The following is a 23,693-nucleotide window of genomic DNA, read 5'->3' as shown; positions in this document are numbered from 1 at the left end:
TGAAGCGAAAAGTCCCGCCGAGCCTGCAAAACTCGGCGGGACGTCCTCGTGCTTACACGCCCTAAGGGGCGAGTGTCAGAAGATTCCAGTTGGTCACGGACTTCTGACCGTTACGGTCGCCTTGTCCGCCGTCCCACACAGCGAAGGCGACCGGAACCTGTTTGCCAGCCGTCAGCTTGGCATCGGTCTGATCCGGCGAAGCCAACGGGCGAACGAACACAACCTTCCACTTGCCGTTGTCCCAGACGCCCGCGCCACGGACGTTTTGGCTCGCGTCGGGCTGCGTCGTGAGCGAACCGAATCCCTCTGCGTTGAGGTCTTCCATCGGAACCGTCCGCGTCGGGTTCGACACGGGGTTCCCTGCCGCCAGCGCCGTCAGATAGGTCTTGTCGTAGCTCGCGGCAGCAGGAATGTCATGCCGCTTGCTCTCGTCTTCCTTCGGGTCGAACGGCTTCGCCTGAAGGTACCCATCCGGGGCTACGTTCGGGTAGACCGCCTCGACGTCGGCGTACGCCACCAGGTCCATCTGTCGGCTCGCGCGCCAGTACCAGATGTTGACCGGCGTGGTCGCGGCTCCCATCGTCAGGGATTCCAGCGACACGTCGGATCTCAACGCGAACTGCACGCCGCCGCCGTCGCTGAAGTCCTGCGGCCGGATCGTTTCGGCGTTCACGGCAGCGTCACTCCACTCCATCAGGATGGCGACTTCCTTGCCGTTGTGAACCGCCTTGACGTCAACGTGCGCCGACGATTCGCGACGCTGATAAAGCAGCATCAGCGGCAACGACGTCGATGGCGCGGAACCCCACGCCGGGCTCAGCGGATCTTCGGGAACCGCTCCGGCGACCTTCGCCGCCGTCAACGACGCCTGCTGGGGCTGCACAGCCTCCGGCACATCCCCCGCGAGCGACTTCACGTACTGCACGACCGCGTAGATGTCGTTGTCCGGCAGCAGTCCCTCATAGGACGGCATGGGCGTTCCGGTCATACCGGTGCGGAACCGGAGATAGATGTCCTCGTCGCGCCCGCCGCCCTTGTAGATGCCGCGCGTGAAGTCGTTCGCCTTGATCTGCAGACCCCAGTCGTCCGTGAGCATCGCGGACGACAAGCCGTCGGCTCTGCCCATCTCGCCGTGGCAGGCGGCGCACTGCATCTGGGCGTAGACCTCTTTGCCGCGCGCGATGTTCTCAGGCGTCTGAGGCAGCGGAGCCGGGGGCGCGATGCCCTCCGTCGGCTGACGCTCCGCGAACGCCGGCGCGAACCCCTTCACGACGCTGACGAGCAGGTTCAGCTCTTCGTCGGACAGGTGCGCGAAGCTGGGCATCGCCGATCCCGGCATGCCGCGCTTCAGCACGGCGAGCAGGTCTGCGTCGGTCGGCAACTGACCCGAAGGCGTCGACCGGACCTTGAACCACCCCTTGGTGAAGTCTCGCGGCTTGGGATAGAGCAGGTAGGCTGCCTGCCCGTTCCCCTCGCCCGTCGGTCCGTGGCAGACCAGGCACTCCCGGTTGTAGAGCTTCTGCGCCGCCGTCAGCGGACCCTTCGCCCCTTGGTCCCCCTGCGGTCGATTGCGCAGGAGCCACACCGCGCCGGCGGCAACGGCGACGAACAACACCGCCGGGATGACGTACATCCATACTCCGCGCTTCATCGTGTCATGTCTCCTACCCACTGGACGTCAGAACCCGGCGCGCGCGCCGCCTCTGCCTCCTCGTCGAAGGTCTCGACGGGGCGAATGGCAACGACCTGCTCCGGTGACGCGTTTAGAGATCGAGTCTCATATTCCAAAAACCACTGCAGAACATCCGCGAACCGACGATACACGGTGTCCGGCGCAGCGGAGGCGACCAGCCGCGCGAAGTAGGAACCCCATCGACCGATGTGCGCCTCGACAAACTGTCGCTGTGAGTCGCGGCACACTTCCGCCTGTTCCGACTTCCCCTCCTGGAGCGCGTACGCCTCGCGCGCTGCGACCACGTGCATCCACTCCAGCTCGACGCTCACATGGTCGAGACGTTCGTGAGCCGTCTCCGACACGTCCAGCTCATACGCCCGGTAGAACCCGGAGATGTCCGCCAGCTCCTGCGACTGGTAGAAGATGTGCTCACCGACATACTCCGTCTCATACTGCGGGCAGTCCCGCGAGAGCGCGTGCCCGAACACCGCGCCGTACTCCGTGTCGAGGCGATCTAGCGTGATCTCGCCCGCGTGGGACGTGAGCCACGCGACCGCCTCGAGACACGCCGCTTCGGCGGCGGGGTCCTCGCCTTTGATCTCCGGCAACTGCGCCGCAGCGCCGGCGATCCCTTGCTGCAGCCGACCGGAGCGGACCGATTCGGCGAGCTCGGCATCCGGGTAGTCGAACGCGTCCGCAAGGTAGCGATGGATCTGGCTTCGCGCCATGTTTGTCGCGATCCGGTCGGCAACTGTCATCGACCCGCCTCCGTGCGCTCTGGCGCTCCTAGATCGCGTTCGCGTGCTTGTCGGGACGGACGTGGAGCGGTTCCTCGACCGTCGTGCGGACGATCTCCTTGCCGTCCTTGCCGAATCCGATGACCGTGTCGTTGTACATCGCCCACGGCTTGCCGTTGATCGTCGTCTCGTAGACCTTCTCGCCCTCTTCGATCTCGTACTTGAAGATGATCCGGCGCGAGACGCGGAACAACTGCATGATGGCGAGCAGTTCGCGCGATGGAGCCGTGTACTGCTCGATCGCCTGATCGACGCCGGGCCCGAACATCTGCCGCAGGTAGGGACGAGGAACCCAGCGCGGCGGGATGTAGTAGCCGTTCGGCTCCGTCCCGAACTGCGGATAGAGCGGGAGGGCGACCTTGGCGACCTTCACCATGTAGTAGAGCGGGTTCGACTTGTCCTCGGTCCAACTCCCGTCCTCGTTCACCGCGACCAAGCCCTGCATCCGGATCTTGCCGATGCACGCCGCCATGCAGCGCGTCTCCATCGGCGCACCTTCGGACATCGGGTCCTTCCCCTCGACGCGCGGGTAGCAGCCGACGCACTTCTCCGACACGCGCGTCGTGCCTCGGTAGAGCGACTTCTTGTATGGGCAGGCTTCGACGCACTTCTTGTAGCCACGGCAGCGATTCTGGTCGATGAGGACGATCCCGTCCTCCTGCCGCTTGTAGATCGCCTTGCGCGGGCAGGCGGCGAGACACGCCGGATAGGAGCAGTGGTTGCACAGCCGCTGCAGGTAGAAGAACCACGTATCGTGCGACGGCAGCATCGCCGAGCCGTGGCGGAATTGGTTCCGCACGCCCTTCTCGCCCTTGGGCGTGTCCTCGTAGATGTTCGGAGCGGTCCATTCATCGTCGGCGGGCATGTATCCCAGCACGCGGCGGGAACCGTCGTCCCCGAAGCGCCGTTCGGCTCCCTCGAAGAGCGTGATGCCGTCGTACGTTCCGTAGGGAGCCTTCGCGTCGCCCGCCTTCTCCGTCCACGTCTGCCCGCCGGGGTTGGCGTCTTCGAGCAGTCGGAGCGCCTTGACATCCCAGAACTGCGGATAGCCGCCGTAGGGCTTCGTCTCAACGTTGTTCCACCACATGTATTCCTGCCCCTTGGAGAAGGTCCATGTGGACTTGCACGCGACGGTGCACGTCTGGCAGCCGAGACACCGGTTGATGTTGAAGACGAACGCGAACTGCCATTGCGGATGGCGAGCTTCGTAGGGATAGCTCATCTCCCTGCCGAGCTGCCAGTTGTAGACCTGTGGCATGTGGTTCTCCTCTACGCCCAGTCGAACTTGCTGATCGTGCTGGCGGGGATGTACTCGTCTTCGAGCAGCGCGTCGATGTCATCCTCGATCTCGTCGGCGCCGGGCTCCATCTCGGTGCGGAACCGCCAGACGCCTCCCCAACGCGCCCGTATCTCCGCGATCGCCTCTCGCACGTAGCCTTCGCCGTGGCTCCGCAGGATGGCGTGCGTGACCGGATAGTTCGGATCGCTGAAGAGCTCGTAGACCTCCGCATCGTCGAGCCCCATGCGGACGTACTCGTCCACGATGCAGCGGGTCATCTCCGCGATGTCCTCGGGCGTCATCGCGGGCCCGAGCATCCCGGAGAGCTCCATCGGATCGGTGAGGGCGACTTCATCTTTGGGCATCGATGCGACTCCCTGAGTGCCGGCGGGCCCGTGCGGGCCCGCCCGCGAGCTACGATTTCCTCACGTCGACCAGCGTGCCGGCGAGGTACTTCAGCATGTGCTCATCCTCGGTCTCCGGTGCGAATCCCGTCTTCTTGGGGTTCCAGATGCCCTTGCCGCCCAGCCCGCCGTCCTCGGCTTTGACGACCTTGACGAGCGTCTCCTTGGGCACCGTGTTGATCGCGTGGTTGTCCGCCTCACCACCCAGCATGAATCCCATGAACGCCTTCGACTTGTGGAAGAGCGTGTCCGTCTGGTGCATCGGCATGTGCCAGTTGCGGGTCACGCTCTGCTGCGAGCCGTACCGCAGGTTCGACTGATAGCCGGTGTCTTCGGACAGCGCCCTGCCGTCCTTCCGCGTCTCGTGCGCCTTGACGCTCCGCTCCGTGGCGATGTACGGCGCGTGCTTCATCATGACGACGTTGTACGGATAGGCGTGGTTGTACCGCGCGCGGAGCATCAACCGCGCGACCTTGTAGAACGGGTCTGACGGGTCCCAGTTCCTGTAGGGACGGTCCGCCGCGTTCGAGTCGACGTAGACGTAGTCTCCGTCCTCGATGCCCAGGTCCTTCGCCGCCTGGGGGTTCATATGGAGCTGGTGTTCCCCGACGCCCGGCATGCGCTTGTCCATGCGGTACGGGTCGCCGAAGTTGGAGTCCCAGATCAGATGCCAGTCCGTGTCGCTCCACGACGAGTGGACGCGGTGGCGCGTCTTGGGCGTGAGGCAGAAGAACTGGTATCCCCGATCCCACAGCGGGTTCTTGCTCGTCTTGACTCGGCTCCACGGCATCTTGAGGTTGCGGACGGTGCGCTCGTCCCAGTGCATCGCGCTCGCCGGGATTCCGTAGTCGTCAGGACGGATGTAGGGGCTCGAGCTGACGATGACGTTGGGCAGGTACGGCGTGCCTTCGGGACCCTCCCGATGGACGATGAAGTTCTCGCCATACTCGATGGCTTCGTCGAGGTCGCTGTACGCCGCGAGCCGCCCGTGATCCGTGTAGAAGGGCAGATTGTCCTCGACCTGCTCCCAGAACGGGATGCGCGGGTAGGTGCGGAAGAGCATCAGCGCCGCGCCCGGCTCGCCGTACTTGCCCGACATGACGTCCGCGAGCTGGTAGCCCGCCGTCGTCGTGCAGGTGTCCAGCAAGCGCTGGATATAGACGTCGCGGTTCCCGTCGTTGACGAACTTCCACATGTCCGCCAGACGTTGATCGCCGTTGACCTTGGCGAGGGCGCGTCCGATTCCGGCGAGAACCTCCACGTCGTCCTTGCTGTCGAACAGCGGCGGAATCGCGTTGTCCTTGCCGCCCCAAATCTGGAGGAAGGGGTTCTGACACGCCGCCGTGATCTCCTTCCCCTCGAACTCGACCCACGAGTTGGCGGGAAGCCCGAAGTCGGCGTATTCGACCGAGGCGGTCATCTGGATATCGACCGACACGATCATCTCGACCTTCGGGTTCACGTTCTTGAGCATGTCGTAGGCATGCTTGGCGTTGTTGATGAGGTTCACGTTGCTGAACACCATCGCCTTCGTCGGCGTCGGCATGTGGCTCTTGCCGGTGAAGACCTTGCGCCCGTACTTGGGCGTCTTGACGATCAGCGGACGGTCGCCGTGGTTCCAGTACGCCGGCTCCTCGTCCTTGGTGAAGCCGTGCGCCTTGATCTCCTTGCCATGCACCGTGCCGTCAAGCGTCAAATGGAACGGGTCCTCCGCGACCCATCCCTTGAACCCGGGTCCAGACCAAGCGGAACCCTGGAACAACGCCGCCTTGTAGTTCCCAGCCCACGTGTGGACGCCCGCGCCCTTGCGCCCGACATTGCCGGTCAGCATCGCCGGCAGATAGGCAGCTCGGTTCGCCAGCGTCGCGTGGAACCAGTGGTTGATCCCCTCTCCCTGGTGAATCGCGAACGGCTTCGTCGTCGCGATGTCTTCGCAGAGCCGCAGGACAAGGTCCTTGGGCGCACGCGTGATCTCTTCGACGGCGTCGAGGTCGTAGTCCCGCAGGTGGGTCTTGTACATCTCGAACAGCGTCATCACCTCGACGGACTTGCCGTCCACGGTCTTGACCGTGAACTTCCCTTCGAGGACGGGATCGACGCCCTTCGACACCAGGGTCTTGCCGACATCGTCCCGCGTGATCGCCACCGGTTTGTTCGTCTTGCCGTCCCAAACGACGAAGTCGCCGATCTTATCGCGGAGCTCGTCCTTCAGACCGTGGTGTTTGTAACTGGGTCCCGACGAGATGTTCTGGTTCTTGTACCCGGCGACAATGTCCTGCGGCTTGAGGCGCTTCAGGTTGTCCGTGCGGACGAGCAGCGGGAAGTCGGTGAACTGCTTCACGAAGTCGGCGTCATAGCGCTTGTTGTCGATGAGCCACTTCGTGATGCCCAGGAAGAGCGCCGTATCGCTGTTGGGGCGGATCGGAATCCAGTAGTCCGCCTTGGTGGACGGCGCGCCGTACTCCGGGCTGATGACGACGATCTTCGCGCCGCGCTCCATGCACTCGATGAAGAAGTGCGCGTCCGCCATCTTGTTCTCGACGAGGTTCTTGCCCGACATGATGATGAGCTTGGACGAGCGCAGGTCGTTGAAGTCGGTATCGCTCGTCTGGAGCCCATGCACCCACGGATGTCCCGGCGCTTGGTCGCCATGCCAGGTGTAGTTCGACCAGTTCCTGCCGCCGCGCGCCTTTTCCTCGCCGACGCCCCGTATCTTGGCGTCCACGAGCGCCATCGAATTGGACAGGCGATACATGCCGTATTTCCCGATGACCCCCAGCAGCCCCATGCCGCCACGGAACTTGAGCGTCCGCGTTCCCGCGCCGCCCATGTCCTCGATCATCTCGGGTTCGTAGCCCTGCTCCGCGAGCCGCTTCGCGCCTTCGGGTCCGCTGTACGTCTTGGAGATGCTCGTGAGACCCTTGGCGATATAGTCGAACGTCTCGTCCCACGAGATGCGCGTGAAGGTGTCCGAGCCGCGCGCGTCGAACTTGTACTTGGACCGGTTGGCATCGGTCAGGTACGGGAACCCATCGTCCGCCCACTGCTTCCATCCCTTGCGCACGATCGGGTAGCGCAGGCGGTAGGGTCCGTAGAGGCGACGATGGAACGTGTATCCCTTGTTGCAGCCGCGCGGGTTCCAATTCACGGTCGCCTGGTTCCCGTACAGGTCCGAGTACCTGCCGATGTCGTAGTTCTGCTCGATGCGCGTTACGACGCCGTTCCGCTCGAACGCGAGCAGCCGGCACTGGTGCGTGCAGTTGGGCGAGCAGACCCACGCGAAGCTGCGGTCATACGCGTACTGGTCGCGGTAGATCGTCTCCCATCCACGGTTCGGGTAGACGTCGAGCGGGTTATCGACCGACACGACGGACTTGAGCCGCCGTGTGCGGCATCCGATCTCGCCGATGAGCGTCGTTCCGCCGACGACCCCGGCGGCTTGCAGGAACCTGCGGCGAGTGATCGCCATGTTGCTCTCCTCAGAGTTGGGCCCGCGACGGCGGGTCAACTAGCCAGCACGTCCATTTCCATGCGTTCGAGACATCGCTCACAGATGCCCTGTTCCGGTCGCCAGTCACGGAATTGCGAACGGACCCGGGCGACAACGCCCTCCATGCGCTCCCCGACCATCTCCCCGGGCAGGACCCATCGGAAGGTCGGGAACCGGCACAACGGACACGGAGCCCCGTCCACGGGCTCCACGACGACAGCCTCGGCGGTTTCCGGCGACGCCACGATGCTCCCGTCGTCGGCATACCACCCCAGCGCCTTCACACTCGCACACAACGTCATGAGGTCCGGGTGCGTGATCGAATCCGCCGCCCAGAGGCGTTCGAATGCCCGGTCGCGCGAGTTCTCCGGCAGCCTGCGGAACAACCGGTCGAACTCGGCGCGCACCATCGCCCGCGTCTGGGTTCCCTGGACTTGGCGTCGCTCCAGGCGTCCGCTGATGTTCACGCACCACAGAGATCGATACCGATCGCGGAGCAGGTTCTCTTCTGTCGGAGACTGCACGCGCCAACTGGGACGCACGTCGGACTGGAACGCGGGGTCGAGGAGGTCTGCGACGGGCATCATCTCCTGACGCAGGTGGCGGGCCAGCCCCTGCAGATCGACGAATCGCTCGGCTCGAATCCGAACGCCGATGTTGCGCGCCTGAGCGGCATCGCCGCTTCGTCGCTCGAGATCGACCGACTCGTCCTGCGCGGAACGCACCTGGGCGACCAGCAGCGCGGCGGCCTGCCCTGGGCAGGTCGGGAACTCGCGCACGACCGTCACGAACGGCTGATGCAGCCCCAGCTTGACGAAGAACGCCGCGTGCAGCACAGAAAAGGCTTCGTCGCGAGATGCGGCGGGCATGTCGTAGATCGCGTCCGCCTCTTCGTGGTAGGCGTCATAGGCGGAGGCATCGCCGCGATCCCGCCGGCGATGGATGGCGTCGTCGACCAGCACTTCGACGAACCGCTTCTCCACCCAAATGGCGACCGAAGACTCTGGTATCGGGAACTGATGAAACAGACGGTTCAGCCCGCGCAGAGAATTGCTGTCTGACATCGCGCCAACTCGCTAGACGACTACGGAACGTCCTTTGGGAACCCCACCGAACGACGTCTTCAACGTCTTCTTGCCTTGTGCCAACTCGCTGGCGAGTTGGTCGAGAGTCTTGGAGGCGAGCATCGTCTGGATACTCGCCTTGATCGCAGCCCAGTGTTCATGGACGGGACACGGATTCACGCAACTGCACGGTTCCAGACCCAGCACACAGCCGTCGAACTGCTCCAGCCCGTCGATGGCATCGACGACCTGCAGCAAGGTGATGCCCGACATCGGTCGTCCCAGTGCGACGCCGCCGTTGGGACCTTTGTGCGACTGGAGGATGCCGCTATGCGTCAGTTGCCCGCAGATCTTCCCGAGGAAGTGAAATGGGATGCTGCACCTTTGGGCAAGCGTACGCACGGGGATAAATCCCTCGCGACCGCTGACCGCCAGGTAGAGCACGACGTTGATTCCGTGCTCACATGACCGCGAGAAGATCACTTCCAACCTCCGGTAGACTCCGCGCCCAAACCCGATATCGGAGTCGTTAGTATGAATATACCACTCGACCCCATTTCGCGCAAGGGGGTTCCGAGGAGATTGTGGTCGATGTGGTAATATAGCCACGCCGACTGACGTGAACCGACGTTCGACCGCGAAAGGGCACTCTCCGACCCATGAAGCCGCTTCGTTCGTTTCGCAGCGTCCCGCAGATTCCAGACAAGCTCGACGGGCTTCGATTGCTGGCTCACAATCTCTGGTGGTCGTGGAGCCACACGACGGCTGAGCTCTTCCGCGCCCTCGATCCCGACCTCTGGGAGCAGGTCGAGCACAATCCGGTCGCGCTCTTGAGCCGCCTCAGCCCTGAAGCCCTCGCCGCGCGCGCCAATGACGATTCCTTCATCTTCCGCGTCGATCGCGAAGTGGCTGCGCTGCGACAATACCTCGAGGAACCCACTTGGTTCGCTCGAACGCATCCGGGAGAGAGCCACCAGCCTCAGATCGCCTACTTCTGCGCCGAATACGGGCTAACCGCCTGGTTCCGCATCTACTCCGGAGGACTGGGCGTTCTCGCGGGCGACCACCTCAAGGCAGCCAGCGATCTCGGCGTGCCGCTCGTCGCGGTCGGGCTCTTTTACCATCGGGGCTACTTCCAACAGCGGCTGTCGCACGACGGAGCCCAGATGGAGGGCTACCCGTTCAAGGACGCGACGCAGCTTCCGATGGAGATCGTCCGCCAACCGGGAGGCGAGCCGCTGCTCGTCGAAGTCCTGATCCGCGACGAGACCGTGCGGGCTCAGGTGTGGCGCGTGAATGTCGGGCGCATATCGCTCTACCTGCTAGACACGAACATCGCGGCGAACCCACCCCAGTTGCGAAGCATCACCGACCGCCTCTACGTCGGCGACGCCTCGCGACGGATCGCCCAACTGCTGGTGCTGGGCGTGGGAGGCATCCGAGCCCTGGAGGCGATGGGCATACGTCCGTCCGTCTACCACCTCAACGAGGGACACGCGGCGTTTCTGGTCGTGGAACGGCTGCGGCAGTACGTCGTTCGGGGGATCCCACTCTCGACGGCGACCCAGATCGTACAGGCGTCGAACGTGTTCACGACGCACACTCCGGTTCCGGCCGGCAATCAGACGTTCGCCGTCGATCTCGTCCAGAACCATCTGGCGCCGTACCTCCGAGAGTGCGGCATCCGATGGGAGGACTTCCTCCACTGGGGTCAGGCAGAAGCCGGCGTCGGCGAGTTCGGGATGACGGTTCTGTGCCTTCGGTTCTCGACCTACGCAAACGGCGTCAGCCGCCTGCACGGCGAAGTCGCGCGGCAGATGTGGGAGAAGGTGTGGCGAGGCGTTCCGCTCGCGGAGACGCCCATCTACCATGTCACCAACGGAACACACGTCGCGACGTGGGTCTCCGACGAGATGGCGGACGTCTACGACACCTACCTCGATCCGCGATGGCGCACCGAACCCGCCGACCATTCCGTATGGTCACGCGTTGACGAGATCCCTGCGCCCGAGCTCTGGCGCGCTCATGAGCGCTCGCGCGAGCGCCTCGTCGGGGCTGCTCGCAAGCGACTCGAACGGCAACTCTCCATGCGCTACGCCAGCGCGAGCGAACTCCGCGCCGCCTCGGAGGTCTTGGATCCCTCGACGCTCACCATCGGATTCGCGCGCCGGTTCGCCGCCTACAAGCGCGCCACGCTGATCCTGCGGAACCCGGAGCGTCTCATCGCGATCCTCACGAACCCATCGCGTCCCGTGCAACTCCTGTTCGCTGGGAAATCGCATCCCGACGATCAGCCTGGCAAGGACATCATCCGCGAGTTCGCGCAGTTCGCGCAGCGTCCAGAGGTGCGCCACCACATCGTGTTCCTCGAGGACTACGACATGCACCTCGCGAGCCTGTTGGTCGCGGGCGTGGACGTGTGGCTGAACACGCCGCTGCGACCCCACGAAGCCAGCGGCACGAGCGGTATGAAAGCCGCCTTCAACGGCGTGCTCAACGCGAGCATCCTCGACGGGTGGTGGGACGAGGCATACGGCGACACGGAGGATGCGGGTCTCGGCGAGATCGGATGGGCGATCGGGAACGGCGGCTCCGAGAAGCGCGACGAGAACGAGGCGGCTGAACTGGACTCCGCTGCGCTCTACTCGGTCCTCGAACGCGAGATCGTCCCGCTGTTCTACGAACGCGGAGCCGACGACATCCCTCGCGAGTGGGTCGGCAGGATGAAGCGAAGCATCCGCCTGCTGGCGCCCCGGTTCAACACGCACCGCATGGTGATGGACTACACCAAGGACGCCTACCTGCCTGCGGCTGCGCGAACATCGGAGCTGACAGCCCACAACCAGCGCCGCGCTCGCGCGCTGGGCGAATGGAAGGATCGCGTCCGCACGCAGTGGCAGAAGGTCGTCATCAAGAGCGTGGAAACCGACGCGGGAGAGACGGTCGTCGCCGGCACGCCGGTGCGGATACGGGTCCAGGCGGAGCTCGACGGGCTCCAACCCTCGGACGTCACGGCGCAGGTCGCCGTCGGCTTGCTCAACCTCAGCGACATCAGCGCCCCGCTCGACGCGGTGACCTACACCGAGCTCCGGTCGGTCGCGGCGTCGGGAAGTCTCGTCGCCTTCGAGGGCAGTTTCGTCTGCAATCTGAGCGGGCACGTCGGCATCACCGTCCGGCTACTGCCGACGCATCCCGACCTGAGCCATCCCCTGGAACTGGGTCTGGTACGCTGGGCGGGTGAAGAGCTTCCGGTCTAGCCGAGCCGCCCTTCGCGCTACAGGCTGCGGAAGTACTTGACCGTCGCTGCGATTCCTTCGCGCAAAGCCGTTTTGGGCTCCCATCCGAGCAGCGTGCGCGCCCGAGCGATGTCGGGACACCGCTGCTTCGGGTCGTCTTGCGGCAGTTCGCGATGGACGATCCGACTCCGGCTGCCCGTCAACTCGATGATCGCCGCCGCCAACTCGAGGATCGTCGATTCGGTTGGGTTCCCGATGTTTACGGGATCGGTCACGTCGGACATCAGCAGCCGGTAGATGCCCTCCGCCTCGTCGTCCACGTAGCAGAAGCTCCGCGTCTGGGAACCGTCGCCGTATACGGTGATGTCGTCGCCGCGCAGCGCTTGGGCGATGAAGTTCGGGATCGCGCGCCCGTCGTCGGGTCGCATACGGGGTCCATAGGTGTTGAAGATGCGCAGAATGCGAGTCTGAAGCCCGTGCGTCCGGTGGTACGCCATTGTCATCGCCTCGCCGAAGCGTTTCGCCTCGTCGTAGACGCTCCGTGGACCCACCGGATTCACGTTGCCCCAGTAGGTTTCCGGCTGCGGCGACACGTTGGGATCGCCGTAGACCTCGGACGTGGACGCCTGCATGAACACGGCGCCCTTGTCGCGCGCCAGTTCCAGCAGGTGGTACGTGCCCCACGCGCCGACGCGCAGGATCTCCAGCGGAATCCGGGCGAAATCGGGCGGGCTGGCAGGGCTGGCGAAGTTGAGAACGTAGTCCACATCGCCGTCTACCGCGACCGGCTCGACGATATCCGCTCCGATGGACTCGAATCGCGCGTGGTCCCGAAGGTGCTCGATGTTGCGTGGGCTCCCCGTCACGAAGCTGTCCACGCTCGTGACGCGGAACCCTCTCGACAGGAACAGATCGCATAGATGGGAGCCCAAGAAGCCGGCGCCGCCTGCGATCACGATGCGCTTGTCCGCCATCGGGATTGTCCTCCGCATCGCACTGGGAACCAGCCGAACCCGACACGCTCCACGGGAACCGCAACGGTCGCTGCCTACGGCTTCGGCGCGTATCCCAACACGTCGTAGAGCCGCCGCCAGCGCTCGTGGTGATCCGCTTCCGGGTACAGCGGCTGAAATCCCATGTCCAGGTAGGTCTTGACCGCCGGAAGGCGGAAGTCGTCTGTGAACAGGTAGACTTCCCGAACTCCGTGCGCCTCGAAGTAGCGCAGCACTGCCCGGCTAACTAGCGCGCCGAGCCCCTTGCCGCGATGCGCCGGGTCCGCCGCCACCATATGGAGCTGCCCTCGTGCCGTGTCGCCAGGAGTATCGCGCCATGCGCACGCAGTCGCGACTGGCACATCATCCGCCGTCGCGAAGAAGAGACCCTTCGGATCGAACTGCGGCTTGCCGGTCAGGTCGCGCCGGGTGCTGTCCACGTCCCACCGTCCGAGCGACTCGACGCTGTTGACGATGCGCGCCCAGTGTTCCTCGTCGCCGGGCTCATACGTGCGGAGTCCATGTCCCGGCGGAGGCTCGATTGGAGCGATCCCTTCGTAGTGCGTCCGCTCCATTCGGAGTTGACCCGGCATATGCCTCCCTGACGCCGCCTGAGTGCGGCACGCTTCGACGCCTAGAACATCCCATCGCAAGCCAGCGTCCCGACTCGCAGACAACCGGCGCGAAAGACGCATCTATCGGATCACGTCGAACACGCGTTGGCTCGGATCGTAGCGCACGAGCTTCACGGCTTCGCCCAGCTTCGGCGACTCTCCTTCGCCGACGTGCCGGCAGTAGACGGTGACCGTGTTACGTCGCTCGTCGACGATCCTCGCCCGACCGTGGTCGCCGTCGATCCGCTCGCTGATGACCGTCGCGGTTCCGCCGACAAAGTCCTCCAGCGAGGTCGTCTTCTGCTCGCTGGGTAGGAAGAGGAAGAACACGCGGGAACCGATCCATGCGGACCAGAACCCGATGGTGCAAGCGAGCGCGAAGATCAGCACGTGGAACCACGGAGTATGGATCTCACCCAGACCGTGATTGAGCCCAATACCTGTAGTCGCCCATCCGAACGCGAACAGCGCCCCTCGCAGAACCAACATGCCGCCGGTAGGGAACAGACGGCGGCGCACGGATGCGAACCAACTGCCCTTGCCGTTGGGTCCGCCGAGCGTGTCCAAAGCGCCCATGATGTCGACCTCGAACCCTACGCGGCGCAGGATCACGAGCATGGCGGCGATCGCGATCGGCACCACGTACACGAGTTCGGCTGGTCGCATCAATTCCTTCAGGAAGTCCACAGACGCTTGCCCCCGCGGGCGTGCTCGCCCACATCGGATACGAGCCCGAGAATAGCCGTCTTGGGAGTCGCGTTCAATGGGATTCGGGAGAATCCTCACATACTCGCTGCGGCACGACACCGGAACCTGTCGAGCCGCTGCGAAGGGGGATGGTGGAGGCGGCGAGAGTCGAACTCGCGTCCGAAAGCGTCGCCGAACGGGTCACTACGTGTGTTTCCCACGTTTGGTTCTCGCGGCGACGTGTCCCCGTGGGCGGGGAGTCGTGCCGCCAGTCCCTGAGTTGTCGTGACATGACGTCGGGACATCGCCGTGTCACCTAGCCTACGAATGCGTCGCCCGGGTCGCCTCCGGTAGGCGCTTCAGCGCCGGACGGCAGCCTATCTAGGCTGCGAGTGCCAGTTCGGTATTGGCAGTTGTAATGTTTCCGCCTGTTTAACGAGGCCTGCGGAGACCTCGACACGCAACCTGCCCGACCTACACTCCCGTCGAAACCGGTACGCCCCCACACCGGAGGAGCCCTATTCGGGAGCTCTCACCGGAGATGATACCGCGCCCGTTGACCCATTACAAGAACGAACGCGCACGGCCATTTCACGAGCGACAGATCCCTAGCCATCGTTGCAGTAGAGCCACAGCCACGGGTATCTCATTGGTCCGATCATCCACCGCAGATTCACCTAGCGTCAGACCTAGCCCATGGGTCAGCGTCGTCAACGTATGGCAGTCCTTGCCTCCGCGCTTGCGGCTTCCCCGAAGCGTCTTGCCATCGACAGCCAATCCTTGCAGCACCGAGGAACGCTCGAGGGAACGCTCGGCGGCAGGCTCTTCTCGCTGCAGCCATGCTTCCGCCCATTCCCCCATCGCTGTGACAAGGCTGTGCCAGTCCAGACGGGCAAAGACACGGCAGAACGTCGCTGCGCACGGCATCGTGCCGCTCGGATACGCCATCTCGCGGACCAGTTCCGGGTGAAGGCGACCCCACTGAGCCATCGCCGTCGGACCACGACATCCGCACAACGTTGCCATGATCGCGTGAAGCAGCAACGACGGGAGCGAATGAGTGACTTTCGACTGCTGGCGCATCGGGAACCCGAGATCGCATGAACGCGAGGGACGGCAGCGATTCCATCATGATGACTCCTATGGAGACCAGTAATCATCATGATGCCGCCGTCCCTCCCATTCAGGAAATGGCCGTCCCGAACGCTGCGATTCGCTTGACACCCCAAGTCGAGCCGACTACACTTCATACTGGCATTCGGGAACCGGGGCGCACGCCACGGTACGAGCGGGTAGCTCAGGGGTAGAGCGGCGGTCTTACAAACCGTAGGTCACAGGTTCAAATCCTGTTCCGCTCACCACTTCCCGATTCAGGCGCTTGCGGACCTGTGGTGTAGCCTGGCCTAACACATCTGCCTGTCACGCAGAAGATCGCGGGTTCAAATCCCGTCAGGTCCGCCATCCCCGCCACCCCGACCGACGACCCTCGTTGCACCCCATCGTTCTGCGACGCTACCTTCAGGACGAGGCGCACGCACGTCTCGAAGTCGCGAAAGGGCACTCCCGTGCACGTCGCGGACAACCCGACCATATGGCAGAAGAACCGGCACGCGGCTCGCGACGGGTTCGGCGATCTAGACTACCTGCCGCGTGGAAAGACCTCCTGGAACGCGACTCTGGGGGCTCTGGCTTTCAGCACTCGTCGACAAATCGCCGGCGTAGCGGACCTGAACCTGTGGGCGACCATGCACGGCGTCTCTGGCAGCGCCCGCTACGCCGAGCTCGGTTCCGACGCATGGGTCCTGTGGCACGGCACGACCGGGGAACGCGCAGAGCGTATCGCGGAGCACGGCTTGTTCAGCAAGGGTGGGCTCTGGACGACGTTCGAGCCGCGGATCGCCCATGGGTACACGCGTGGCAGGTCGCGCCTGTACGGAGCAGGCTCCGGGATGGTCGTCGTCGTCATCGACCGGCGAGACGCGGAAATCGGAACCCACTACGTCCGCGAAACCGAAGACATCGTGCGGTTCCATCACGGGCTCCCCATGGATGTGGTCGAGTACATCCTCCTGGATCGGGAGATCATTCAGATCGGTGAGCCCGCCCGTGAGCCCCGCAGTTGGGGTCGGGCGCGGTTCAAGCGGCAATCCGGTCAGTGGGTCCCGACCTCCAAGCCGCCCGTGCGGCTGGACGCCTCGCGCGTATACGACGACCTGGAGGGATGGCTCCGTGAGAGTATCGGAAGGCTGTTGACCACGTTGGGACCGACCGCCGCCATCGAAGCGTTTTCGTCGCTCTACGCCACGATCCACCCGTGGGAGGCACTGACTCACGAGGCAATCTTCGGCGCACTGGAAGCCTACGCTCAAGGGAGCTCGCTGAGGCGAGGCCGGGGCACGAGCGTGTTCCAGCTTCCGGGCGACACGTCAACCGAAGGCGACGAACATCGTTCGTCTCGTACGAGGCGGACGGGTCGATAGGAATCCGAGGAAGTGCGATGGGACGCGTCGCAGTGGCGGCAGCGGTACTGCTTATGCTGGCGGCGGGAAAGGCGTCCGAGGCGGCGTCGATGAGCGTCGCTCAGGCGTTCGCCGAGACCGCCCAAACGTGCGCCGGCTACCGTGCGGCGCTCGACCGTATCACGAAGGCAAGCCAGGCATCCGAGGCGCTGGCGTACCTCCAGAGCCGCGTCGATGCATCATCTGACGACGCGCTGGCTCGATATGGATACGGTGAGTTGCTCCGACGTCTGTCAACTCCGGGCGTGACTACGAGCCAGATGGAGCAGGCGCTCGAGCATCTGCAAGCGGCGATGGCTCTCCTACCGGGAGACGCCGAAGCCCGACGACGGGTCGCCGAAGCCGCTTACGCGCTGCGCGACAGCGCGACAGCGTTGGAGACTCTGAGACCCCTGCTCGACCCGGCGATGGCGTCGGATGACGAGCCGACGTACGACGCCGAAGCGCGCCATATCGCGGCGAACGTCCATCTACAGAGCCGGGACTATACACAGGCGGAGGTGGTCCTCGGCGAGATTCTCGACCACGAGCCCGACGACGTGGATTCTCGCTTGCGACTGGCGGAAGTGCTGCGCATCAAGGGACGGTACGACGAGTCGGCTGAACACCTCGGGATCGCGCTACGTCATCGGCAGCGGTCGCCTGCGATCTACTACGCGCTGGGCAAAATCTACGCTCACCAGAACGAGTCGGACAAGGCGGTGGACATGTACCGCCGCGCGCGGACGTACGATCCCGACAACGCCAGGTCCCGTTACGAGTTGGCGAACATATTCCTGGATAACGACAACGGTCGGTACGCGATCCTGTCGATACGGAGCGCGTTGGCGCTCGACAAGCGGTACGCCGATGTCGTCGAGGAGCTGAAGGGCTCAACCACACTCAAGGCGCTGCCGACGCTGGAGCGAGCCCTGGAGAGAGAACCCGGCAACGCCCATCTGCAGCTGTTCGTCGGCAAGCTCCTCCTCAAGACCGGCGACCGAGCCGCCGCTCGACGCCGATTCGAACTCGCCAAGGCAGCCGATCCGTCGAACGCCGCTGCACGAGCCGAACTGGCGGTTCTGCTTTCGCAAGAAGCCCCGGAGCAGGCTGCGGAAGAGCTCAAAGCCGCTGCCGCCAGCGCCGGCGCAGACGCGGATCCGAGCGTCTTGGCTCCCTTGTCGGAGGTCTATCGACGCGAAGGAAACACGGAAGCGTACGTCGAGACGACGCGACAGCTCTTGGCGACATCCCCCGACATGCCGCAGAAGGAGGCGGAACTCGGCGACGGTCTGGTCCAGCTCGCGAAAGCGGCGCGCGATGCCGGCGACAAGGACGCATGGCGGGCTCATCTGCGTGAAGCGGCTGGCGCGTACGAACGAGCGGTCGCCCTGGTTCCCAGCAATGCCGAATGGCGGTTCCGTCTGGGAACCATCTACGACGACCTGGGGCAGTTGAAAGCCCTGCGGCTCTATCAGGAGGCGTCCGAGCTCGACGCGACGAACGCGAAGCTCTACTATCGATGGGGCGTCTTCCTCCTCAACTTCACGATGGGAAACACGGGGTTCGTGCGGCTCTACGACCCAGAAGACGCCCTCAAGCATCTGAGCCGCGCCGTCGCATTGGATCCGAGCCTCGGCGGCGCGCACTACGCGCTCGGAGTCGCCTACAAACGCCAGTCTTCCACGGCAGAGGCGACGCGCGCGTTCGAGCGGGCTGACGAGCTCGGCTTCATGGGGATCGAGGGGCTTCTGTACCTCGCGGATGTCTACGCCAACTCCGATCAAGGAACCCGCGCTCTCGAAATGCTTCGACGGGCAGTGAAGGGCGCTCCCGACGATGTTGAAGTGCTCAAGGACTTCGGTTTCCTCGGTCTGCGGCATGGCGAGGGCGCGGTACGCTCCGAGGCGCTAGATGCGCTGGGGCGAGCCGTCGAGCTCGCCCCGGACGATCCAGAAGCGCTGATGAACTATGGTTACGGCTTGCACAACATCGGACGGTCTGACGAAGGGCTCCCGTACCTGACAAGAGCCGTCAGCCTCGATCCACGTTCGGAGCTCGCGCTGTACAACCTGGCGTTGGCTCTGGAGGCATCCGGCGACATCGGGGGCGCTTTGGAGCGATGGCATCAGCTCATCGCGCTCGATCCAGACGGGAACCACGCCGAGATCGCGCGCGAGCGGATCACCTACCTGGGTGGGCGTTGAACCCTGGACCGTCTCAGTGGTCGGTCGTGTAGATATCCGCCGAATCAACGGACGGCGTGGAGCAGGGGCGACGCGGGGCGTCGCCCGTTTCACGACGAAGGCGACCTGTCGGGTCGCCCCTACGAATCGTAACCGGTTTTCGAAATGAACCACTCAGTCTGCCGACATCTCGCACGGAGCCTAAGAACTCGGACGCCCAACCCAGCGCCCGCCCGTGACGAGACCTGGAGGACGTGGCTCGATGACCGACCGCGCTGATCGGCAATGGCGGACGCTCGAGCTGATCGGGTCCGTCAGTGAGTATCTCGGACAGCGGGGCGTCTCGACGCCTCGGCTGGACGCCGAGTTGCTGCTCGCGCATGCCTCAGGCAAGAGCCGGATGGACCTCTACGTCGGGTTCCAGCAGATCGTGCCTGCCGATGTGCTCGACGTGTACCGAGAGCTCGTGCGCCGTCGCGCCGCGAGAGAACCCGTTGCCTACATCGTCGGCGAGAAGGAGTTCTGGGGGCTGCCGTTCTGGGTCACGCGCGACGTCCTCGTTCCTCGACCCGACACGGAGACGCTGGTCGAAACCGTGGTCGGTTGTCTGCAGAAGCGTCCTGCCGGAGCGCCGATCCGAGTGCTCGACGTTGGCACTGGCAGCGGAGCCATAGTCATCGCCATCGCGCGCGAGATCGGACCCGACCGCATGGAAGCGGTCGCCGCGGACATTTCCGCAGGCGCGCTCGCGGTGGCTCGCAAGAACGCCTCGCGGCATGGCGTCGAATCGCGCATCGCCTTCCGATGCGGCGACCTGTTCGGCGCGCTCCATCCGCGTGAAACCTTCACGGCTGTCGTGTCGAACTTACCTTATATCCCAAGCGCTGACTGCGCCGACCTCGAGCCGGAGATCGCCGAGCACGAGCCCAGGCTTGCGCTGGACGGCGGCGCTGACGGCTTGTGCTTGCTGAGGCGTCTGGTCGAAAAAACGCCAGCGCGCATCGTTGGCGGCGGCTGGCTGGCACTCGAGGTTGGCGCGGGTCAATCCAGCCTTGTCGTCGAGATGGTCCGCGCGACTCAGGCATTCGTCGATGTGGCGACCGTCAAGGACCTGGCAGGGGTTGAGCGGGTCGTCGTCGCGCGTCGATCCGACGACTGAGCCGACTGAACGCGCGCTTCGCACAGCGTTCTCCCAACTGCCTCGCGTTCGCACCGATCCAGGAGCACTCCGATGGACCGATTCGTCATCAACGGCGGCATTCCTCTCGAAGGCGTCCTCGAGGTCAGCGGCTCGAAGAACGCCGCACTTCCGGTCGCCGTCGCCGCCGGCATCCTCGGCACGACGGACAGCCGCATCCACGGGGTTCCCGATCTCAAAGACATCGAGACGCTCTGCGGCGTTCTCGAGCATCTCGGCGTCCGTACCTCCTACCACGATGGCTCGCTCTCAATCGGCGCCAGCGATTCGCTGGGCATCGAGGCTCCCTACGACCTGGTGCGCAAGATGCGCGCGTCGATCTACGTCTTGGGCCCATTGCTGGCGCGGTTCGGACAGGCGCGAGTCTCCTTCCCCGGAGGATGCGCGTTCGGACCCCGTCCCGTCGATCTTCACCTGCGAGGCATGGAGGCCCTAGGCGCGACGGTTCGGGTGGAACACGGTTTCATCATCGCCGAGGCGGGTCGTCTGCGCGGCGCCGAGATGTCGCTGATGGGCCCGCACGGCACGTCCGTCGGCGCGACAGCGAACGTGCTCATGGCAGCGGTTCTCGCCGAAGGGACCTCGACGATCCATGACGCCGCAGCGGAGCCCGAAATCGTCGATCTCGCCGATTTCCTCAACGCCATGGGAGCGCGCATCACCGGAGCCGGCACGAACACGCTCGTGGTCGAAGGCGTCCCGTCTCTCAAGGGCGTCGAGTACACGATCATCCCGGACCGGATCGAGGCGGGAACCTTCCTGCTCGCCGGCGCGATCACTCGCGGCGATATCCGCGTTCGCGGCGCGCGTCGGCAGCACCTGTCGAGCGTTCTGGGAAAGCTCACCGAAGCGGATGTATGGCTCGACTGGGACGGAAAGGACTGCCGCGTGACGGTCCCGAACGGCATTCGTTCGGTCGATGTCAGCACGGAGACTTATCCCGGGTTCCCAACGGACATGCAGGCGCAGTTCATGGGCTTGATGTGTCTCGCGCAGGGCACGAGCCGCATCACCGAGAACATCTACATCGAGCGGTTTATGCACGTGCCGGAGCTCCAGCGTATGGGTGCGCAGATCGCTCTGGACGACAACGCGGCACTCGTGTCCGGCGTCCGTTCGCTGAGCGGCGCGCCCGTGATGGCATCGGATCTGCGGGCTGGCGTCGTGCTCGTGTTGGCAGCGTTGGCGGCGCAGGGAGAGACGGTCGTCTCGCGGGTCTACCACATCGATCGTGGCTACGAGCGGATCGAGCACAAGCTCTCGTCCGTGGGGGCGGACATCCGACGCGTCGCCGACTAGGAGCCCGGTTCGGACGCCGACTCCTGACGTGCGATGCGCTCGATGACCGGCAGCGCCCCGATCCCGAACCAGAACGGGACGGAGAGGCGGTCGCCTGCGAGGAAGTTGCCGACGACGAAGTGGACGACGAACGCCGCCTCGTAGGCGAGGATCCCCAGCACGGCAGACCGCCAGAACGTGTCGGTGAGCCGCTTCTGGAGCCGATGACCGTAGACGAAGAACGCCGTCAAGAGCCAGATCCAGGATAGGAACCCGACCGCGCCCATCTCCGCGAGCACTTGAAGGTGCTCCGAATGCGCGCCTAGCTGGAACCGCGCGTTTTCTCCCAGGAAGGACTCGTTCTCGTATTGCTGCGCGAACGCGCCGAAGCCGCCGCCCAGGATCGGATTCTGCGCGAACATCATGAGCGCGTGGCCCCATCGCAGCAGGCGCGTGCGGTTCGAGGCGTAGTCCATGTCCAGCACCGTCGAGGCGCGAGACATGATCGACGAGTAGACTCCTGGCACCGCCAAGAGCAGCACCAAGCCGGCGACTCCCACGGCGATGATCGCCCACTTACGGGTTCGCACGGCTCTCGATCTCTGAGCCAACAGATAGCCCATCCCGCCCAGCAGCGACACCCACGCCCCTCGAGAGAGACACAGGAGCATCGCCATGCCGAAGACCGCCAGCAACGCGTGATGCGGAACCGCGAGACGCGCGCTCGAATCGTACAACGTCCGCGACAGGAGCGGCAGCAGGAACACGGTCAAGTAGCCGCCGTACACGGCGTAGTTGGTGAACAGAGAACCGACGTACGCCGTCGTGTGCGCCAAGTCGCCAAGTCTACCTGACAGCAGGGCGATCATCGCGATAGCCGCGATGACACCAGCCGCGTAAGACAAGCGCACGACGCGCAGAAACGCCGCGCGGTCGCGCAGCAGCGACCAGACGACGAACGGTACCAGCGTGTACGCGACGGATCGAGCTCCTCCCTTGACGGCCCCCATCGAGAACGCCGCTGGGATCATCGACAACAGCACGGCGACGACGAATGCAGTGACGGGGGCTCGCAGTGGAAAGGGGTCCGACCGGTTGTGTCGTGCCCGCGCTGCAAGGGCATCCAAGACCAGCGCCGCGACCAGAGCGGCGATGAGCGGCTCGGACGGAACCTGTACCTCGGAGCGGTTCGGCAGCAGGAATCGGAACGAGAAGGGCAGACCGACCGCCAGCAGATGCAGACACGCGTGTGGAGCGACGACGGCGATCAGGCAGACGAGCGCCGCGACCAGCCCTGGGAGGACCAGCGTCGTCGCGTTCCTGCCCGCCGCGACACCGATGGCGAGGGCGCAACCGATGGTCGCCGACCAGACCACCGCTGTGGGGAGTCGAGCTCCCCATCGCGAGGCTCGACCGTCGTCAGGAGCGTCGATAGGACCCGAAGTGTGTGGCATGTCGGCGCGCTCTCTGAGTGCGCGCGGGGTGGCGTCGACTCACCGTACGGCAAGACGCCCCATCGCGCTGTCGAGATCGCGCCTGGGGCGTCTCGGAGTCGTGAGAAATGGTAGCGCTACGGGGATTCGAACCCCGGTTTGATGGCTGAGAACCACCCGTCCTAACCCCTAGACGATAGCGCCTCAACGCCCCTATTATGGAGGCCTTCGCAGCCGGTGTCAAGATGTTCGCCACCCCGTCCTGTCTCTGCGCTGCGGCGGCGTCACCGATCCGAGGACCACGGGGAAGGACGCCCCGGTGACACCTGGAAGGTTAGACGGCACGCCGCGCAGCGTCTCTCGCGCGAGGACGGCGAACGCAACCGCTTCCTTCGACTCGGATCGGATTCCGATGTCCGAGGGGCTCTGGGCATCGGCGACGATCCCGCTGTCGATGAGGGCGATTCGCAGTCGGTGCATGAGCTCGGGGTTCCTCGCCCCTCCGCCGGCGACGTACACCTCATCGATCGAGCCTCGATGCGCCAAGAACCGGCGATACGCGTCGGCGATCGATCGCGCTGTCAGTTCCGTGACCGTCGCCACGAGATCGGCATCCGACAGGCTTCGGCGACGTCCCTCCTCGATGATGGCATTCGCATAGTCCGCGCTGAACAGCTCTCGTCCGGTGCTCTTCGGGGGAGCCAGCGCGAAGTACGCGTCGCCAAGCCGTGACGCCACGATCTCGTCACTGGCTCGTCCCGACTTCGCGATGGCTCCGTCGAGGTCGAACGTCTGACTGCCGCCGGTCACGGCGGAGACAGTCGCATCGATCAGGCAGTTCCCGGGTCCGGTGTCGAACGCG

18 protein-coding genes, 3 tRNA genes and 1 other RNA gene are annotated in these 23,693 nt (G+C 64.7%); 7 read left to right on the top strand and 15 right to left on the bottom strand.

All coding sequences use genetic code 11. From position 1 onward, the window contains the following. Positions 1-61: 61 nt before the first annotated feature. From FJZ36_04995 to FJZ36_04965, 7 genes are read right to left on the bottom strand one after another with little or no spacing between them, the layout of a single operon-like run. The gene (locus FJZ36_04995) at positions 62-1,651 is read right to left on the bottom strand and encodes a c-type cytochrome (GenBank protein MBM3214252.1); all 1,590 of its coding nucleotides are present in this window, start codon (positions 1,649-1,651) and stop codon (positions 62-64) included. Next, the gene (locus FJZ36_04990; protein MBM3214251.1) at positions 1,648-2,433 is read right to left on the bottom strand and encodes a hypothetical protein; all 786 of its coding nucleotides are present in this window, start codon (positions 2,431-2,433) and stop codon (positions 1,648-1,650) included. Before FJZ36_04990 ends, FJZ36_04995 begins: the two co-directional genes overlap by 4 nt. Before the next feature lie 28 nt (positions 2,434-2,461). After that, positions 2,462-3,730: a nitrate oxidoreductase subunit beta gene (locus FJZ36_04985; protein ID MBM3214250.1), complete on the bottom strand. Its 1,269-nt coding sequence runs from the start codon at positions 3,728-3,730 to the stop codon at positions 2,462-2,464. 11 nt (positions 3,731-3,741) lie between these two features. Next, positions 3,742-4,116, bottom strand: a complete 375-nt coding sequence (locus tag FJZ36_04980) for a hypothetical protein (protein ID MBM3214249.1) — start codon at positions 4,114-4,116, stop codon at positions 3,742-3,744. Between the two features lie 49 nt (positions 4,117-4,165). Then, entirely contained in the window at positions 4,166-7,624 is a 3,459-nt protein-coding gene (locus tag FJZ36_04975) for a nitrate oxidoreductase subunit alpha (protein ID MBM3214248.1), read from the bottom strand. A gap of 35 nt (positions 7,625-7,659) precedes the next feature. Next, a complete protein-coding gene (locus FJZ36_04970) occupies positions 7,660-8,709 on the bottom strand; it encodes a hypothetical protein (GenBank protein ID MBM3214247.1) in 1,050 nt (349 codons plus the stop codon). Between the two features lie 12 nt (positions 8,710-8,721). Further along, positions 8,722-9,432 carry an Rrf2 family transcriptional regulator gene (locus FJZ36_04965; protein MBM3214246.1) on the bottom strand — a complete coding sequence of 237 codons (711 nt, stop codon included), beginning with the start codon at positions 9,430-9,432 and terminating at the stop codon, positions 8,722-8,724. Here FJZ36_04965 and FJZ36_04960 point away from each other — a divergent pair. Continuing rightward, complete coding sequence (locus FJZ36_04960; GenBank protein ID MBM3214245.1) at positions 9,369-11,966, top strand: glycosyltransferase family 1 protein; 2,598 nt, start codon at positions 9,369-9,371, stop codon at positions 11,964-11,966. The two genes, FJZ36_04965 and FJZ36_04960, sit on opposite strands and share 64 nt — an antisense overlap. A 17-nt stretch (positions 11,967-11,983) precedes the next feature. On the opposite strand, the gene FJZ36_04955 is transcribed toward FJZ36_04960, so the two are convergent. The 5 genes from FJZ36_04955 to FJZ36_04935 form a co-directional block, all read right to left on the bottom strand. Next, complete coding sequence (locus FJZ36_04955) at positions 11,984-12,919, bottom strand: SDR family oxidoreductase (protein MBM3214244.1); 936 nt, start codon at positions 12,917-12,919, stop codon at positions 11,984-11,986. Positions 12,920-12,993: 74 nt separating this feature from the next. After that, on the bottom strand, positions 12,994-13,632 hold the full coding sequence (locus tag FJZ36_04950; protein ID MBM3214243.1) for a GNAT family N-acetyltransferase: 639 nt from the start codon (positions 13,630-13,632) through the stop codon (positions 12,994-12,996). Then, positions 13,633-14,217 carry a DUF1449 family protein gene (locus FJZ36_04945; GenBank protein MBM3214242.1) on the bottom strand — a complete coding sequence of 195 codons (585 nt, stop codon included), beginning with the start codon at positions 14,215-14,217 and terminating at the stop codon, positions 13,633-13,635. Between the two features lie 171 nt (positions 14,218-14,388). After that, positions 14,389-14,742: a transfer-messenger RNA gene (ssrA, locus tag FJZ36_04940) on the bottom strand. A gap of 87 nt (positions 14,743-14,829) precedes the next feature. Further along, positions 14,830-15,321, bottom strand: a complete 492-nt coding sequence (locus FJZ36_04935) for a transposase family protein (protein ID MBM3214241.1) — start codon at positions 15,319-15,321, stop codon at positions 14,830-14,832. A gap of 203 nt (positions 15,322-15,524) precedes the next feature. Between FJZ36_04935 and FJZ36_04930 the strand changes: the two genes are divergently transcribed. The 6 genes from FJZ36_04930 (at position 15,525) to murA (ending at position 21,419) form a co-directional block, all read left to right on the top strand. After that, positions 15,525-15,599: transfer RNA gene (locus FJZ36_04930), tRNA-Val, on the top strand. A gap of 21 nt (positions 15,600-15,620) precedes the next feature. Further along, positions 15,621-15,699, top strand: a tRNA-Asp gene (locus FJZ36_04925). Positions 15,700-15,803: 104 nt separating this feature from the next. Further along, positions 15,804-16,718, top strand: coding sequence for a hypothetical protein (locus FJZ36_04920; GenBank protein MBM3214240.1), 915 nt, complete (start codon positions 15,804-15,806; stop codon positions 16,716-16,718). A 17-nt stretch (positions 16,719-16,735) separates the two neighbouring features. Further along, a complete protein-coding gene (locus tag FJZ36_04915; protein MBM3214239.1) occupies positions 16,736-18,943 on the top strand; it encodes a tetratricopeptide repeat protein in 2,208 nt (735 codons plus the stop codon). A 241-nt stretch (positions 18,944-19,184) separates the two neighbouring features. Further along, positions 19,185-20,081 (top strand): peptide chain release factor N(5)-glutamine methyltransferase, encoded by an 897-nt coding sequence (gene prmC / locus FJZ36_04910; protein MBM3214238.1) that lies wholly within the window; start codon positions 19,185-19,187, stop codon positions 20,079-20,081. Positions 20,082-20,153: 72 nt separating this feature from the next. Next, positions 20,154-21,419 carry a UDP-N-acetylglucosamine 1-carboxyvinyltransferase gene (gene murA, locus FJZ36_04905; protein MBM3214237.1) on the top strand — a complete coding sequence of 422 codons (1,266 nt, stop codon included), beginning with the start codon at positions 20,154-20,156 and terminating at the stop codon, positions 21,417-21,419. Here murA and FJZ36_04900 read toward each other — a convergent pair. The 3 genes from FJZ36_04900 to FJZ36_04890 form a co-directional block, all read right to left on the bottom strand. Further along, on the bottom strand, positions 21,416-22,852 hold the full coding sequence (locus tag FJZ36_04900; GenBank protein ID MBM3214236.1) for an O-antigen ligase family protein: 1,437 nt from the start codon (positions 22,850-22,852) through the stop codon (positions 21,416-21,418). The two genes, murA and FJZ36_04900, sit on opposite strands and share 4 nt — an antisense overlap. Before the next feature lie 108 nt (positions 22,853-22,960). Next, positions 22,961-23,035, bottom strand: a tRNA-Glu gene (locus tag FJZ36_04895). A 36-nt stretch (positions 23,036-23,071) separates the two neighbouring features. Then, positions 23,072-23,693, bottom strand: a 622-nt coding sequence (locus FJZ36_04890; protein ID MBM3214235.1) for an anhydro-N-acetylmuramic acid kinase, incomplete at its 5' end; no start/stop codon positions are given.

Source organism: Candidatus Poribacteria bacterium (genome assembly GCA_016866785.1).
Classification (GTDB): Bacteria; Poribacteria; WGA-4E.
The sequence above is the reverse complement of the archived record's forward strand: the minus strand, read 5'-3'. Positions and strand labels throughout refer to the sequence as shown.

Bases quoted from the DNA above. Each gene is read 5' to 3' on its own strand.
- FJZ36_04995 (MBM3214252.1), bottom strand. From the start codon at position 1,651: ATGAAGCGCGGAGTATGGATGTACGTCATCCCGGCGGTGTTGTTCGTC.
- FJZ36_04990 (MBM3214251.1), bottom strand. From the start codon at position 2,433: ATGACAGTTGCCGACCGGATCGCGACAAACATGGCGCGAAGCCAGATC.
- FJZ36_04950 (MBM3214243.1), bottom strand. From the start codon at position 13,632: ATGCGTCTTTCGCGCCGGTTGTCTGCGAGTCGGGACGCTGGCTTGCGA.
- prmC (MBM3214238.1), top strand. From the start codon at position 19,185: ATGACCGACCGCGCTGATCGGCAATGGCGGACGCTCGAGCTGATCGGG.
- FJZ36_04915 (MBM3214239.1), top strand. From the start codon at position 16,736: ATGGGACGCGTCGCAGTGGCGGCAGCGGTACTGCTTATGCTGGCGGCG.
- FJZ36_04900 (MBM3214236.1), bottom strand. From the start codon at position 22,852: ATGCCACACACTTCGGGTCCTATCGACGCTCCTGACGACGGTCGAGCC.
- murA (MBM3214237.1), top strand. From the start codon at position 20,154: ATGGACCGATTCGTCATCAACGGCGGCATTCCTCTCGAAGGCGTCCTC.
- FJZ36_04955 (MBM3214244.1), bottom strand. From the start codon at position 12,919: ATGGCGGACAAGCGCATCGTGATCGCAGGCGGCGCCGGCTTCTTGGGC.
- FJZ36_04975 (MBM3214248.1), bottom strand. From the start codon at position 7,624: ATGGCGATCACTCGCCGCAGGTTCCTGCAAGCCGCCGGGGTCGTCGGC.
- FJZ36_04980 (MBM3214249.1), bottom strand. From the start codon at position 4,116: ATGCCCAAAGATGAAGTCGCCCTCACCGATCCGATGGAGCTCTCCGGG.
- FJZ36_04945 (MBM3214242.1), bottom strand. From the start codon at position 14,217: ATGCGACCAGCCGAACTCGTGTACGTGGTGCCGATCGCGATCGCCGCC.
- FJZ36_04960 (MBM3214245.1), top strand. From the start codon at position 9,369: ATGAAGCCGCTTCGTTCGTTTCGCAGCGTCCCGCAGATTCCAGACAAG.
- FJZ36_04985 (MBM3214250.1), bottom strand. From the start codon at position 3,730: ATGCCACAGGTCTACAACTGGCAGCTCGGCAGGGAGATGAGCTATCCC.
- FJZ36_04970 (MBM3214247.1), bottom strand. From the start codon at position 8,709: ATGTCAGACAGCAATTCTCTGCGCGGGCTGAACCGTCTGTTTCATCAG.
- FJZ36_04935 (MBM3214241.1), bottom strand. From the start codon at position 15,321: ATGCGCCAGCAGTCGAAAGTCACTCATTCGCTCCCGTCGTTGCTGCTT.